The organism is Azoarcus sp. CIB (assembly GCF_001190925.1).
GTDB lineage: Bacteria > Pseudomonadota > Gammaproteobacteria > Burkholderiales > Rhodocyclaceae > Aromatoleum.
The window spans coordinates 276385-289508 of sequence record NZ_CP011072.1; the positions used below are offsets into that span (position 1 = coordinate 276385).

Genomic DNA, 13124 nt, shown 5'->3' on the forward strand with positions numbered 1-13124 from the left:
CAGGTGAGGGGCCGGGTGGGTCATCCGGCCGGAGGTGGTGCGGGCGCCGCGGGCGCGGGAGTTTCAGGACTCTTCTGCCTGGTCGCCGAGCCAGCGTGCTTCCCAGAGTGCCACATCCGGCAGGTGGCGGGAATGATTCGCCGCAGCGAGGGCGTCGAGCTGTTCGAGCAGGCTGCGCATCGCGTCGTCCGGGGCCTCGGGGAGCCGCGGCTGCAGATGCACGATCAGGTCCCCCGCGGTCTTTCCCTTGCGCCCCGGGAAGCCCGCACCGGCGACGCGCAGCGTCCGCATCGTCGCCGGGCCCGGCTCCAGCTTGAGGGTGCGCGTGCCGCCGGGCAAGGGAATCGCCAGCTCGCCGCCGCTCAGCAGGCGCAGCGCGCTGACCGGGCGCTCCAGCACCAGATTGCGGCCTTCGAGGCGGTACAGGTCGTGGGGCGCGAGCCGGATATGCAGCACGAGGTCGCCGGGAGGCAGTTCGGGCGAGGGGTCGCCGGCGCCGTCGACGCGCACTTCCTCGCCGTCGAGCATGCCCGCGGGCAGGTGCACGATCACGGGCCGCAGTGTGCGCTGGCGGCCGCTGCCGTGGCAGCTCGGGCAGGCCTGCTTGCTCAGATAGCCGCGTCCGGCGCAGTGCCGGCATGGGGCCAGCCCGTGGCGGCCGTGCGTGCGGCCGGTGCCGTGGCAGCTCGCGCACAGCCGCGTGTGGCGCAAGACTTCCTCGCCGCTGCCGGCGCAGGCGCCGCATTCGCCGTCGCCTTCGAGCTCGACCGTGCGTTCGCCGCCGAAAAAAGCGGCTTCGATCGTCAGCGTGAGGTCCTGGCTGCGGTCCGCGCCGCGCGCTTCCGCCGCATCCCCGGCGTCTTCGTCCGCATCCGGCGCTTCGTCGTCCGGTGTCGCGGACGTCAGGTCGGCGAGCAGGCTTTCGTAGGCGGCGCGAAGGGCCTTGAAGTGCTCCTGCGCGTGCGGGTCGGGGTTGCGGTCGGGGTGCCACAGCATCGCCAGGCGGCGGAAGGACCGCTTGATGTCATGCGCGCTGGCGCCCGGCGCGAGGCCGAGCAGATCGTGGGCATCCATGTCGTTCAGCGCTCCGGTCGGGGCGGCAGCGGGGCGACGAGGCGCTCGAGCATCGCGCGCACCGCCCGGATCTGTCCGCCGTTACGAGTCGCGTAATCCGGGTCCGCGTAACCCCACCAGTCCCAGCAGCCCTTCGGGTTGTACACCCAGCGCAGCGATCCCCAGGCGAAGCCGCTGCGCGGCCGGACCTGCGGATACAGCACGATCAGCCGGTTGCTGTCGGCCCATTCATTGTAGCCGGCGCCCTCGACGAAGCGACGGCCGACCTGCGCCTCGCCCTGGCGGCAGCCGTGGAAGGCGACATGCACGCGGCAGCCGCCTTCGCGGCAGGCGGTCGGCACGTACGCATAGCCGCGGTCGGCGAGGCTCAGCTCGATCGGCGCGGCGCCCGTGAAGGGGCGCTGGTCGAAGGCGAGCAGCTCGCCGGCAGGCGGCGTGCTGCGCGGCGCGAGCGGCCCGATGAGATGGGCGAGCAGCTCGCCCGCGGCGTCGAGGTCGCCGCAGCGGTTGATGAAGGGCGGTTCCGAGGTCGCACAGGCGTTCGGCTGCGGGTCTGCGACCGACATCATCGCGTGACCGGCTTCGCCGACCTCGACGAAGCGGACCGCGTCGCCGGGCAGCACGCGCCGGTAGAAATCGAGCAGCGCGTCCACCACCGGGCGCTCGACGGTGCGGTCCGCGCCGCCGCTGAACACCCACACCCGGTCGTCGCGCAGGCCCGCGGGCGGGTCGATGCTGCCCGCGTCGGCCTCCTCGCGTACACGGGCGAGCGTCTGTTCGGCGCCCGGGGTATGCGCGCCGGTGCCGGGATTCATGCAGTTGTTGAGCGCGCGCCACATGCTGCCGGTCGCGCACTCGTAGGGGCCGGCGGCGAGGATGCCGGCACCCGTCACCAGCGCGGAATGGGCGACCTGGAACTGCACGGCCATGTAGCCGCCCGAGGAGACGCCCGAGACCGTGAGCTGCGCGAGGCTGGCCCCGAGCGCAGGCAGCGGCGGTGGCGTGTCGGCAGCCGGCGTGGCGCCCGCGAGCGAGGCGAGGGCGAGGCCGGCGAGCAGGCGCGCGATGGAGCGGATGGACCGTGTCATGCCGTGCACGATAGCGGATGCGGCCGCTCAGCGGCGGTTCTCTCCGAGCCGCACGAGGTCTTCGCCGCGCAGGTGCGTGAGCAGCGCCTTGCCGCTCGCATCGACGCGGAACTCGCCCCACTGCGCGCCGCTGAAGTCGTCGGCACGGCCTTCCTGGAAGAAGAAGGCGTTCGGTCCGACCGTTTCGCGCCCGTCGCGCGAACGCAGCTTCATCGCGACCAGCGCCGGATCGTCCGGCAGGCGGTCGCCAAGCCCGACCAGGCTCGCGCGCCCTTCCGGATCGACGGCGAGGTGGGCATAGCGGCCTTCGCCTTCGCTGCGCAGGATCTCGTTGTCGACCGCGTAGCGCAGCGCCATGTAGTCGCCCTGCATCAGCGAGCGCGGATCGACCGGCGCGAGGTGCACCAGCACGACGCGCCCTTCGGCGAGGATGCGCTCGTTGTCGCGCACGGCGTACAGCGCCGCGCCCGTCACCAGCACGAAGGGCCGCGGCCAGCGCGGCGCGCAGGGTTTTCGGGTTCATGCAGTCCTCCGCGTGCGGGCGCGCAGCAGCGTGCGCAATACGAGCAGCACCGCGCCGCTGGCGATCAGTGCGAGGGATTTCATCAGCAGCGTGTCCTGCAGGCTGTAGTAGAGCTCGCCGAGGTAGAGCGTCGCGAACACCAGCGTCATCGCGATCCACGGGCGGTGGCTGGCGTGGAAGGCCGCGAGCAGCACGGCGACCGCCACCAGCAGGCCGGGCGCGGGGTGGGCGGCGAGGGTGAAGAGCAGCGCGCCGGCGAGTGCCGGCAGGCGCAGCGCGGCGGCGTCGCGGCACAGCCACGCCGTGGTGGCGAGGAGCACGAGCGCGGCGCCGATGCGATACACCGGCAGCACGAAGCCGGTCTGGTAGCCGGTGAGCGCCTCTTCGAGCAGCGTCAGCGCCGAATGCGCATGGCCGTAGGGGGCGAGGATCAACGCGGCGAGGGTCAGCGCATGGGCGGTCGCCTTGATCAGCGGCGCCTGCGGGTGGGCGGACCACGCCGGACGGGCGAGCCACAGCGCCACGGCGCCGCCGGCGAGCGCGATGCCGAAGAGCGCGAGCCCGGTGCCGGGGCCGATCAGCCACGCCAGGCTGGACAGCGCGATCAGCGCGCACGCGCTGCGGTGCAGGTTGGACGAGGGCATGGCGGCCATCGCGAGGCTGGCGGCCAGCGCTGCGAGCGCGAGCAAGTCGGAGCCCTCGGCCAGGTCGAAGAAGCGGTCGGCGAAGGCGGAGACGACCAGGGCCTGGCCTGCGAGCGAGAACGCCAGGCCCATCTGGTCGGTGAAGGGCTTGCGCCGGCGGAGCAGGAAGATGCTCGCCGCGGCAAGCAGGATGCCGCCGAAGGCGCGTGCCACGGGGCCGTCGCCGAAGGCGAGGAGGGGGACGAAGAAGGACGACATGATCATCAGCGCCGCGATCCACGCCGCGAAGCCGAGCAGCAGTGCGAGCCACCACGGCGGTCGCGTTGCCCCCCGCAGGGCGGCGAGCTGCGCTGCGTCGGCGATACCGGCAGCGCCGAGGCGTTCGAGGAGCGGGGGGGAAGGTGTGGCGCTCATGAGTTGCGTCCTTCGCGGTAGAGGCGGGTCAGCCACACGCCGGCGACGCCGGTGCTCGCGATCACGAACACCGCGACGAGGTTGATCGTGAAGAAGCCGACGTCGTGCGGCATCACGCGGATCAGCGCGGACGTGGCGACTGCGATCGTCGCGAACGCCGTCTGCGCGAGCATCGGCACATCGTGTCGGTGCGCGAGGTAGGCATGCGCGAAGGCGACCGCGACGACGGCGAAGGCGAGCCCCGCGGCGCGGAAATCGGCGTCCCACCAGCTCAGGCAGGCGCCGAACGCGAGCGGCGCGAGCACGCCCAGGCCGGCGACGCGCTGGATGTGGCGGCGCGCTGTGGCGAGGAGCCGATGGCCGCCGAGTTCGAAGGCGAGCAACACGACGGCGTTGAACGCGGCAATCGCGAGCAGCGACTCGGCGTCGCCGAGCGCGCCGATGAAGCGCGACCACCAGGATTCCGACAGGTAGCGCAGCAGCCCGGCGTTGGCGACGACGAGCCACAGCAGCCAGTTCGCCGACGAGCGCGCGAGCAGCACGAAAGGCGCGATCAGTGCGGCCCACGCGACGAAGAGTTCCCAGATGTCCGCGCCGGTCTGGTAGGTCTGCCCGATCAGCGCAAGCAGCGCGCCGGTGGCAAGGCTGGCCGCGAGCAGCGCAGCACGCCAGACGGTGCCAAAGGGCGGGGCCGCGAGAGCGGTAGCGGTGCATGCGCCGAGCGCGGCGATGGCGATGCCCAGTTTCGCGAAGCGGTGCAGCGCGTCCCAATTGTAGGCGAAGAAGAAAATCAGGCCGGCCGCGAGCAGGATGACGCCGGCGACCGCGAGCACGCGGTCGGCACCGGCCAGCCATTCGTCGCGTGCGGGCACGAGGGGCGCGACGGCCGCGGCCTGTTCGAGCTGTCGCGGCGTCAGGGCGCCGTCTTCGGCGAGCGCAAGCAGCGCGCCGCGATCGGGGAGTGTCCAGGACATTTGCGTATCCGGAGTGGCGGGATATGCATTTTAACCAGGCGCGGCGATCGCGCGCGTGCATTGCGCAACGCCCGGCCGCCTTGGCGGCGCTTTGCCGGGTTTGGCGTCGCCGCGTGCCGGCTGGCACAATCGGAGTTCCGCCCGAGTGCGGGCCGGCGCATGCCGGCAACGGATCAACCTGCGAACCACGGAGGCGCCGCACGCACGGAATGCGGCGCGTACATATGCCCGGTACCCTGATCATCATCACTGCGCCCTCCGGCGCCGGCAAGACGACCCTCGTGCGCGGACTGCTCGAACGCGATCCGCAGATGCACCTGTCGGTGTCCTACACCACGCGCGCGCCGCGCCCCGGCGAGCAGGACGGGCGCGAATACCATTTCGTGGACGTCGAGACCTTCCGCACCCTGCGCGATCGCGGCGAATTCCTCGAATGGGCCGAGGTGCACGGAAACTACTACGCGACTTCCAGGGTCTGGTTGAAGGAGCAGATCGTCGCAGGGCGCGACATCCTGCTCGAGATCGACTGGCAGGGCGCGCAGCAGGTGCGCCGCAGCTTTCCCGACGCGGTCGGCGTGTTCGTGCTCCCGCCCTCGGTGGAGGCGCTGGAGTCGCGCCTGCGCGGCCGCGGTACCGATAGCGAGGATGTGATCGCCCGTCGCCTGCTGGGCGCGCGCGGCGAGATGCGGCATGTGGGGGAATTCGACTACGTTATACTGAACGACGATCTGCAAAACGCCATCGACGACCTCGTCGCGGTGGTGCGCGCGTCGCGGCTGCGCTACGGCCGGCAGCGTCTGCGGCACCAGCAGTATTTCGATTTTCTTGAACAGGACTGAAAAATGGCTCGTGTCACCATCGAGGATTGCCTCAAACGAATCCCCAACCGCTTCCAGCTGACCCTGGCCGCGACCTATCGCGCGCGCCAGATCACCATCGGCTCGACCCCGCAGGTCGAAATCGACAAGAGCGACAAGGACAAGCCGACCGTGATCGCCCTGCGCGAAATCGCCGCCGGCAAGGTCGGTCTGGAAATCCTCAATCGCGGGCAGGCCTGATCTCCCCACACGGGGAGCCGGGAGTCGTGCCGTCATGGAAGCCGCCGCTGCGATTCCCGCCCCCGAGCCGTTCCGTCCTCCCTCGTCGAGCGTGCTGTCGCTCGACTTCGCCGAGCTCAAGGCGAAGCTCGCGACCTACCTGAAGCCGGAGGACGTCGGCCGCGTCGAGACGGCCTACCATTTCGCCGCGAGCGCCCACGAGGGGCAGTTCCGCATCAGCGGCGATCCCTACATCTCGCATCCGGTCGCGGTCGCGGACATCGTCGCCGACTGGCACCTCGACCCGCAGGCCCTGATGGCCGCGCTCCTCCATGACGTCATGGAGGACACGCACATCTCCAAGCAGGAGATCGCCGAGCGCTTCGGCAAGACCACGGCCGAGCTGGTCGATGGCCTCTCCAAGCTCGACAAGATCGAATTCCGCTCGCAGGAAGAGGCGCAGGCGGAGAATTTCCGCAAGATGCTGCTGGCGATGGCGAGCGACCTGCGCGTGATCCTGGTCAAACTTGCCGACCGCATGCACAACATGCGTACGCTGCACTGCGTGCGCCCGGCCAAGCGGCGCCGCATCGCCAGCGAGACGCTCGAGATCTACGCGCCGATCGCCAATCGCCTGGGTCTCAACAACCTCTACCGCGAACTGCAGGAACTGTCGTTCGAACACAAGTTCCCGATGCGCTACCGCGTGCTGTCGCGCGCGATCAAGGCGGCGCGCGGCAACCGGCGCGAGGTCGTCGGCAAGGTGCTGCAGTCGATCGAGGAGCGCCTGCCGCAGTGGAATCTCGCTGCCGAAGTGCGCGGGCGCGAGAAGCATCTGTTCTCGATCTACCGCAAGATGGCCGAGAAGCACCTGTCCTTCTCGCAGGTCCTCGATATCTACGGCTTCCGCGTCATCGTGCGCGACGTGCCGAGCTGCTACCTCGCGATCGGCGCGCTGCACTCGATGTTCAAGCCGGTGCCGGGCAAGTTCAAGGACTACATCGCCATTCCCAAGGCGAACGGCTACCAGTCGCTGCACACGACCCTGATCGGCCCCTTCGGCACGCCGGTCGAGGTGCAGATCCGCACCGCCGAGATGCACCACATCGCCGAGAGCGGCGTCGCCTCGCACTGGCTGTACAAGGAAGACGAGAAGACGCTCACCGAGCTGCAGCAGAAGACGCATTCGTGGCTGCAGTCGCTGCTGGAGCTGCAGTCGACCTCGGGCGAGGCGACCGAATTCCTCGAGCACGTGAAGATCGACCTCTTTCCGGGCGAGGTGTACGTGTTCACGCCCAAGGGCCGCATCCTGTCGCTGCTCAAGGGCTCCACGCCGGTCGACTTCGCCTATGCGGTGCATACCGACATCGGCAACCGCTGCGTCGCCTGCCGCATCAACGGCGACCTGATGCCGCTGCGCACCGAACTGCGCAACGGCGACCAGATCGAGATCATCACCGCGGCGCACGCGAACCCCAACCCGGCGTGGCTCGCGTACGTGCGCACCGGCAAGGCGCGCGCGCAGATCCGCCACTTCCTCAAGGGCGCGCAGCAAGAGGAGTCGGTGACGCTGGGCGAGCGCCTGCTCAACCAGGCCCTGCGTCCCCACGGCCTCACGCTGGGCCAGATCAGCACCTTTGCGTGGGAACGCTTCCTGCGCGACCGCAGCATGCGCTCGAAGAAGGAAGTCTTCGCCGACATCGGACTGGGCCGGCGCCTGCCGGTCATCGTCGCGCGCCGCCTCGCGCAGGCGCAGGACCTCGAATCCGGCCGTCCGGACGTCATCAAGCCCAAACCCGCCGGCGCGATCCTGATCCGCGGCAGCGAGGGCATCGCGGTGCAACTCGCGCGCTGCTGCCAGCCGATCCCGGGCGACCCGATCATCGGCGTGATCCGCAAGGGCCAGGGGCTGGAAGTGCACCTGCACGACTGCCAGGTGGTGGCTAAGGTGCGCGGCGACCGCGGGCGCTGGGTGGATGTCGAGTGGGAAGCGGGCGAGGAACGCCTGTTCGACGTCACCATCCGCGTCCTGACCAAGAACGTGCGCGGCGTGCTCGCGCGCGTCGCCAGTGCGATCGCCGACGAGGACTGCAACATCCAGAACGTGTCGATGGACAACGAGCAGGGCGGCCTGTATACGGCGATGAGCCTCACCGTGCAGGTGCGCGACCGCATGCACCTCGCGCACGTGATGCGCGGCGTGCGCCGCGTGCCGGAAGTGGTGCGCATCGGCCGCATGAAGAGCGACACACGCGCCTGAGACCGACATGGCCGAGCTGCAGTCCGACGCCGCGCACGACGGCGACCGCCGCATCCCCGTCACGCTGCTGACCGGCTTCCTCGGCGCCGGCAAGACGACGCTGCTCAACCACCTGCTGCGCGACCCCGCGATGGCGCGCGCCGCGGTGCTGATCAATGAATTCGGCGAAGTCGCGGTCGACCACCACCTCGTCGACAAGGTCGACGAGACGCTGATCGTGCTCGACTCCGGCTGCGTGTGCTGCAGCGTGCAGGGCGACCTCGTCAAGGCGCTGAAGAACCTCTTCATGCGCGCGCTGCGGCGCGAGATCCCCGGCCTCGAGCGCGTGCTGGTCGAGACGACCGGACTGGCCGACCCGGCGCCGGTGATCTACACGCTGATGCAGGAGCCCTTCATCGCCGAGCGCTACCGCTGCGACGGCGTGATCACCGCGGTCGACGCGACGCACGGGCAGGGCCAGCTCGACCACCACCGCGAGGCCGTGCGCCAGGTCGCGATGGCCGACCGCCTGCTGCTGACCAAATGCGACCTCGCCGGCGCGGACGAGCGGGCGGCGCTGGCGGCGCGGCTGGCGACGCTGAACCCGGGCGCGCAGCAGATCGAGGTGTTCCGCGGCGAAGTCCCGGCCGAGGCGGTGTCGGGCTGCGGCCTGTACGACCCGGCGGGCAAGATCCCCGACGTTGCGCGCTGGCTCGGCGACGAGCGCGGCCGCGTGCGCGCGCAGGCGGCCGCGGCGCCCGGCATGGCGCCGGCCGGGGGCGACGCCCGCCGCCGTGCCGGGGCACGAGGCGCGCCACGACGAGCACGTCACGAGCTACGTGCTGCGCTTCGACGAACCGCTCGACTGGCTGGGTTTCTCCGACGGCCTCGGCCTGATCCTGCAGGTGTACGGCGCGCGCATCCTGCGCATCAAGGGTCTGCTCAACGTCGCCGGCGATCCGCTGCCGCGCGTCGTGCAGTGCGTGCAGCACGTCGCCTACCCGACCAGCAGCCTGCCCGCGTGGCCCGCAGGTCCGCCCTACGACGACCGTCGAAGCCGCCTTGTCTTCATCGTGCGCGACCTGCCGCGCGACGAGGTTGTGAACATTCTCGCGAGCTTCTGCGGCCAGATGCCTGGGTAGCGGCGCGGCCGCTCACCGCTGCTGCGCCGCAAGCTCCCCCAGCGTCATCAGCGCGTGCACGTGCCTGTCCGAGAACGGATAACAGCCCGACAGCCGGAGGTGCCGCGTGTAGCGCCCGCCGGGCGAGAACAGCTGCCCCGGCGTGATGCTGATGCCGCGTGCGAGCGCAGTGTCGAACAGGCGGTTCGAGTCGCAGCCCGCGGGCAACTGCACCCACAGCAGGAAGCCGCCGGTCGGGCGCGTCGCCTGTGTGCCGTCAGGGAAGGCGCTGTCGATCAGGCCGCGCAGGCGCTCGACCTGCCCGGCGTAGGTGCGCCGCAGCCGGCGCAGGTGCTGCGCGTAGCCGCCGTTTTCCAGGAACACCCCTAGCGCCTCGCACAGCAGCGCGGGCTGCGCGACCGAGCTGCAGAACTTGAGGTCGTTGAGTTCGCGCCGGAAGCGCCCGCCTTCCATCCAGCCGATGCGGAAGCCCGGCGCCAGCGTCTTCGTGTAGGACGCGCACACGATCACCCAACCGTCGCGGTCGAAGGCCTTGGCGGCCGGCTGCAGCGGGGTGGCGTACTGCAGTTCGGCGTACAGCGCGTCCTCGATCACCGGCACGCGATACTCGTTCGCGAGCTCGGCCAGCCGCCGCTTGCCTTCGATCGGCATGCTGGTGCCCAGCGGGTTGTGCACGTTGGGCATGGCCACGACCGCCTGCACGCGTTTTTCCGACAGTAGCAGCTCCAGCGCGTCGAGGGACATGCCGGTGTCGGGATGCGTCGGCACCTCGATGGTCTTCAGACCCAGGCGCTCGGCGAGCGGGATCAGGTTGAAGTAGGTCGGCGACTCCAGCGCGATCGTGTCGCCGGGGCGCGTCACCGTGCGCAGCGCGAACTGCAGCGCCTCCATGCAGCCGTTGGTGAGGATGATGTCCTCGGGCGCCAGCGTCATCGCCAGATCCTGCGCGTGGCGGCAGATCTCGCGTCGCAGCAGCAGCGATCCGGGCGGCAGGCTGTAGTCGGACAGCAGCTCCGGCCGTCGCCGCGCGAGGTCCGACACCAGCCGGCCCAGGCGCTCGCCGGGATAGAAGGTGCTGCCCTTGGGGCAGGCGAGCGAAAGATCGATCGTGTCGGGATCCGCCTGCGCTGCGACGACGCGGCTGATCTGGTCGAGGACTTCTGCCTCCGCGGATTTCGCCATCGTGCTCGCGGGCGCGAAGCGCGGGGCTGCGGGCGTCGGCAGGCGCGAGCGCACGAAGTAGCCCGACTGCGGCCGCGCCTCGATCAGGCCGTGCGCCTCGAGCTGGCGGTAGGCCGCGAGCACGGTATTGATGCTCAGTCCGCGGCTTTTCGCCGCTTCGCGCACCGAGGGCAGGCGCTCGCCGCTGGCGAGGCGCCCGTCCGTCATTGCGTGGCGCAGTTCCAGTGCAAGCGACTGATAGAGCGGCTGGCTGTCGTCGAGCATGGCGGGACTCCGGGAGCGATGGGTGCAGTCTGCATACCGAACGACGGATACAGTTGTAATCGTCGATAACTGTATCCAGTATAAGAGACGTTCTCTGGTTCTGTAACCTTCGCGCGCGAATCCCTATCCTTGAAGGCGTGAAAGTCAGCCCGGAGGAAGCGCCATGTTCGATCTGCCCCTGATGACCTACGTGGTCACGATGTCCGTCACGCCCGGACCGAACAACCTCATGCTCGCGGCGAGCGGCGTCAATTTCGGCTTCCGCCGCACGCTGCCGCACATGCTCGGCGTCAGCGTCGGGCACGGCGTGCAGGTCGTGCTGGTCGCGAGCCTGCTGGCGTGGATCATGGTGTGGCTCGAAGCGCTGCGGGTGCCGCTCGTGATCGCCGGCTGCGCTTACCTGCTGTGGCTCGCGTGGCGCCAGGCGCGCGCCGGGGAGCCGGCCTCGCGCGGCCAGGCCCGTCCGTTGGGCTTCTTCGGCGCCGCGCTGTTCCAGTGGGTCAACCCCAAGGCGTGGATGATGGTGCTCAACGTTGCGATCCTGTTCCTGCCGCGCGGCAGCGGCTGGCAGACGGCGGCGGAGCTCGCGTGGTGGTGCGCCGTCGTGAACCTGCCGTGCATCGCGCTGTGGGCGCTCGCGGGCGACCGCATGGGCGTCTTCCTGCAGAGCCCCGTCGCGCTGCGTGCGTTCAATTGGGCGATGGCCGCCCTGCTCGGGGCGACCGCGGCCTGGATCCTGATCGACGAACTGGTGTCGAAGTGACGTGAAGGAATCCCGTTTTTCGTGCGCGCATTGGCGGCGGCCGGTCGGGACGTCTACAATGCGTCGCCTTGTACCGGGAGAGAATAAATGGCGATGTACGAATCGGAGCACACCAAGTTCATGCGCGAGTGGCTGGAAAAGCACCCGAAGGAACTCGACGAGCAGAAGAAGGGCCGTGCCCTGTGGTGGGACAAGCCGCAGGATGTGGCGACCCAGGCGCGCTACGACGAGTCGAGCGTGCCGGTGAGGGCCTACTACTACGATACTCACTATTGAAGCGGCGCTACTGATTCGTCCGCCGCGCACGCGTCCGTCCGCGCCGCGTGCGGCCTGTCTTGCGGGAATCCGCCCTGTCCCCCGCCCGCGTGTCGCTGCCTGACTCACTGGTCCTGATCGACGTCGAAACCACCGGCGCGAATCCGCTGCGCGACCGCGTGACGGAGATCGCCGTGCTGCGCATCGAGCGCGGCGAGCTGGTCGAGCGCTGGGAAACCCTCGTCAATCCCGAATGCCCGATTCCGCCGCTGATCCAGCGGCTGGTCGGCATCACCGATGCGATGGTGGCCGATGCGCCGACCTTCGCGGCCGTCGCCGACGAGGTGCGCGCCCGTCTCGGCGGCGCGGTGTTCGTCGCGCACAACGCGCGCTTCGACTACGGCTTCATCCGCAGCGAATTCGCGCGCATCGATCAGACCTTCGATGCGCCGGTGCTATGCACCGTGAAGCTGTCGCGCGCGCTGTACCCCGAGCATCACCGCCACGGCCTCGACGCCCTGATCGAGCGCCACGGCTTCACCTGCGGCGCGCGCCACCGCGCGATGGGTGACACCGAGGTGCTGTGGCAGTTCGCCCGGCTCGTGACCGACTCCTTCGCGCCCGAGGTGCTCGCACGCGCCGTCGAGCGCGCGATGAAGCGGCCCGCGCGCGTGGTCGAGCTGCCCGAGGGCGTGCTCGAAGGCCTGCCCGAGTCGCCCGGCCTGTATTACCTCTACGGCGACAACGACCAGCTGCTCTACCTCGGGCGCAGCGCCTGCCTGCGCGCGCGCGTCATGGAACACTTCTCGCCCGGCGTGAAGGGCAAGGATGCGGAGCTTGCGCAGCGTGTGCGCCGCGTCGACTGGGAGGAGAGCGCCGGCGAACTGACCGTGACGCTGCGCGAGGCGGAGCTCCTGCGCCGCCGCTGCCCGCAGTACAACCGCGCCGCGGGCGGCGCGGACGTGTTCGGCCTGCAATACGTGCCGGGACGCAAGCGCCCGCCCATACTGCAACGCGTTCCGCTCGCCGACAGCGATCCGGCGGCATGGGGCGACGTGCACGGCACTTTCCGCACGAAGAAGGAAGCCGACAATCTGCTGCGCGAACTCGCGCAAGCCTATCAGTTGTGCCTGCGGCGCCTGGGGCTGGAAGGGGGCAACGACGGGCCCTGTTCGGCGCATCTGGCGAAACGCTGCGCCGGTGTGTGTGTCGGCAAGGAAAGCGCCGCGGCGCACGACGAGCGCCTGCTCGGCGCGCTCGGGGCGGTGAAGCTGCGCCCCTGGCCGTGGGCGGGCGCGGTGATCGTCGCGGAGCGCTGTCCGCACAGCGGCAGCGAGGCCTGGCACGTGTTCGACCGCTGGTGCCTGCTGGGCTCCGCCGACAGTGCGCAGGCGCTGGACGCCTTGCGCGCCGAGCTGCCTGCCCGCCGCTTCGATCTGGACATCTACCGCATTCTGGTGCGCTGGCTTGCCGCGGACGGCAACCGCGACCGCGTGACGCCGCTCGCCGCCTGAAGCGGCCGACC

13 protein-coding genes and 1 pseudogene are annotated in these 13124 nt (G+C 70.2%); 8 read left to right on the plus strand and 6 right to left on the minus strand.

The window, feature by feature from the left end:
• Window positions 1-63: 63 nt before the first annotated feature.
• The 5 genes from AzCIB_RS01055 to AzCIB_RS01075 are packed head-to-tail and all read right to left on the minus strand — an operon-like array spanning window position 64 to window position 4717.
• Window positions 64-1074 carry a DnaJ C-terminal domain-containing protein gene (locus AzCIB_RS01055; RefSeq protein WP_050414191.1) on the minus strand — a complete coding sequence of 337 codons (1011 nt, stop codon included), beginning with the start codon at window positions 1072-1074 and terminating at the stop codon, window positions 64-66.
• A 5-nt stretch (window positions 1075-1079) separates the two neighbouring features.
• Window positions 1080-2162 carry an extracellular catalytic domain type 2 short-chain-length polyhydroxyalkanoate depolymerase gene (locus tag AzCIB_RS01060; RefSeq protein ID WP_050418141.1) on the minus strand — a complete coding sequence of 361 codons (1083 nt, stop codon included), beginning with the start codon at window positions 2160-2162 and terminating at the stop codon, window positions 1080-1082.
• A gap of 27 nt (window positions 2163-2189) precedes the next feature.
• Entirely contained in the window at window positions 2190-2642 is a 453-nt protein-coding gene (locus AzCIB_RS01065; protein WP_232299319.1) for a GDYXXLXY domain-containing protein, read from the minus strand.
• 39 nt (window positions 2643-2681) lie between these two features.
• Window positions 2682-3743 (minus strand): DUF4401 domain-containing protein, encoded by a 1062-nt coding sequence (locus tag AzCIB_RS01070; RefSeq protein ID WP_050414192.1) that lies wholly within the window; start codon window positions 3741-3743, stop codon window positions 2682-2684.
• The gene (locus AzCIB_RS01075) at window positions 3740-4717 is read right to left on the minus strand and encodes a DUF2157 domain-containing protein (protein ID WP_050414193.1); all 978 of its coding nucleotides are present in this window, start codon (window positions 4715-4717) and stop codon (window positions 3740-3742) included. Before AzCIB_RS01075 ends, AzCIB_RS01070 begins: the two co-directional genes overlap by 4 nt.
• A gap of 224 nt (window positions 4718-4941) precedes the next feature.
• On the opposite strand from AzCIB_RS01075, the gene gmk reads away from it, so the two are divergent.
• The 5 genes and pseudogenes from gmk (at window position 4942) to AzCIB_RS25045 (ending at window position 9135) form a co-directional block, all read left to right on the plus strand.
• The gene (gmk, locus tag AzCIB_RS01080) at window positions 4942-5556 is read left to right on the plus strand and encodes a guanylate kinase (protein ID WP_050414194.1); all 615 of its coding nucleotides are present in this window, start codon (window positions 4942-4944) and stop codon (window positions 5554-5556) included.
• A 3-nt stretch (window positions 5557-5559) separates the two neighbouring features.
• Complete coding sequence (rpoZ, locus tag AzCIB_RS01085; protein WP_050414195.1) at window positions 5560-5775, plus strand: DNA-directed RNA polymerase subunit omega; 216 nt, start codon at window positions 5560-5562, stop codon at window positions 5773-5775.
• A 34-nt stretch (window positions 5776-5809) separates the two neighbouring features.
• The gene (locus tag AzCIB_RS01090) at window positions 5810-8014 is read left to right on the plus strand and encodes a RelA/SpoT family protein (protein ID WP_050414196.1); all 2205 of its coding nucleotides are present in this window, start codon (window positions 5810-5812) and stop codon (window positions 8012-8014) included.
• A 7-nt stretch (window positions 8015-8021) separates the two neighbouring features.
• Window positions 8022-8555 (plus strand): annotated as a pseudogene (locus AzCIB_RS25040) (CobW family GTP-binding protein); the annotation flags it as partial.
• Window positions 8556-8787: 232 nt separating this feature from the next.
• A complete protein-coding gene (locus AzCIB_RS25045) occupies window positions 8788-9135 on the plus strand; it encodes a GTP-binding protein (protein WP_502685644.1) in 348 nt (115 codons plus the stop codon).
• A 12-nt stretch (window positions 9136-9147) separates the two neighbouring features.
• Here the strand turns inward: AzCIB_RS25045 and AzCIB_RS01100 are convergent, their stop codons facing one another.
• Complete coding sequence (locus tag AzCIB_RS01100) at window positions 9148-10581, minus strand: aminotransferase-like domain-containing protein (protein ID WP_050414197.1); 1434 nt, start codon at window positions 10579-10581, stop codon at window positions 9148-9150.
• A gap of 163 nt (window positions 10582-10744) precedes the next feature.
• On the opposite strand from AzCIB_RS01100, the gene AzCIB_RS01105 reads away from it, so the two are divergent.
• The 3 genes from AzCIB_RS01105 (at window position 10745) to AzCIB_RS01115 (ending at window position 13113) form a co-directional block, all read left to right on the plus strand.
• Entirely contained in the window at window positions 10745-11344 is a 600-nt protein-coding gene (locus AzCIB_RS01105; protein WP_050414198.1) for a LysE family translocator, read from the plus strand.
• 87 nt (window positions 11345-11431) lie between these two features.
• Complete coding sequence (locus AzCIB_RS01110; RefSeq protein ID WP_050414199.1) at window positions 11432-11620, plus strand: DUF3460 family protein; 189 nt, start codon at window positions 11432-11434, stop codon at window positions 11618-11620.
• 89 nt (window positions 11621-11709) lie between these two features.
• Window positions 11710-13113: an exonuclease domain-containing protein gene (locus AzCIB_RS01115; RefSeq protein ID WP_050414200.1), complete on the plus strand. Its 1404-nt coding sequence runs from the start codon at window positions 11710-11712 to the stop codon at window positions 13111-13113.
• Window positions 13114-13124: the final 11 nt, after the last annotated feature.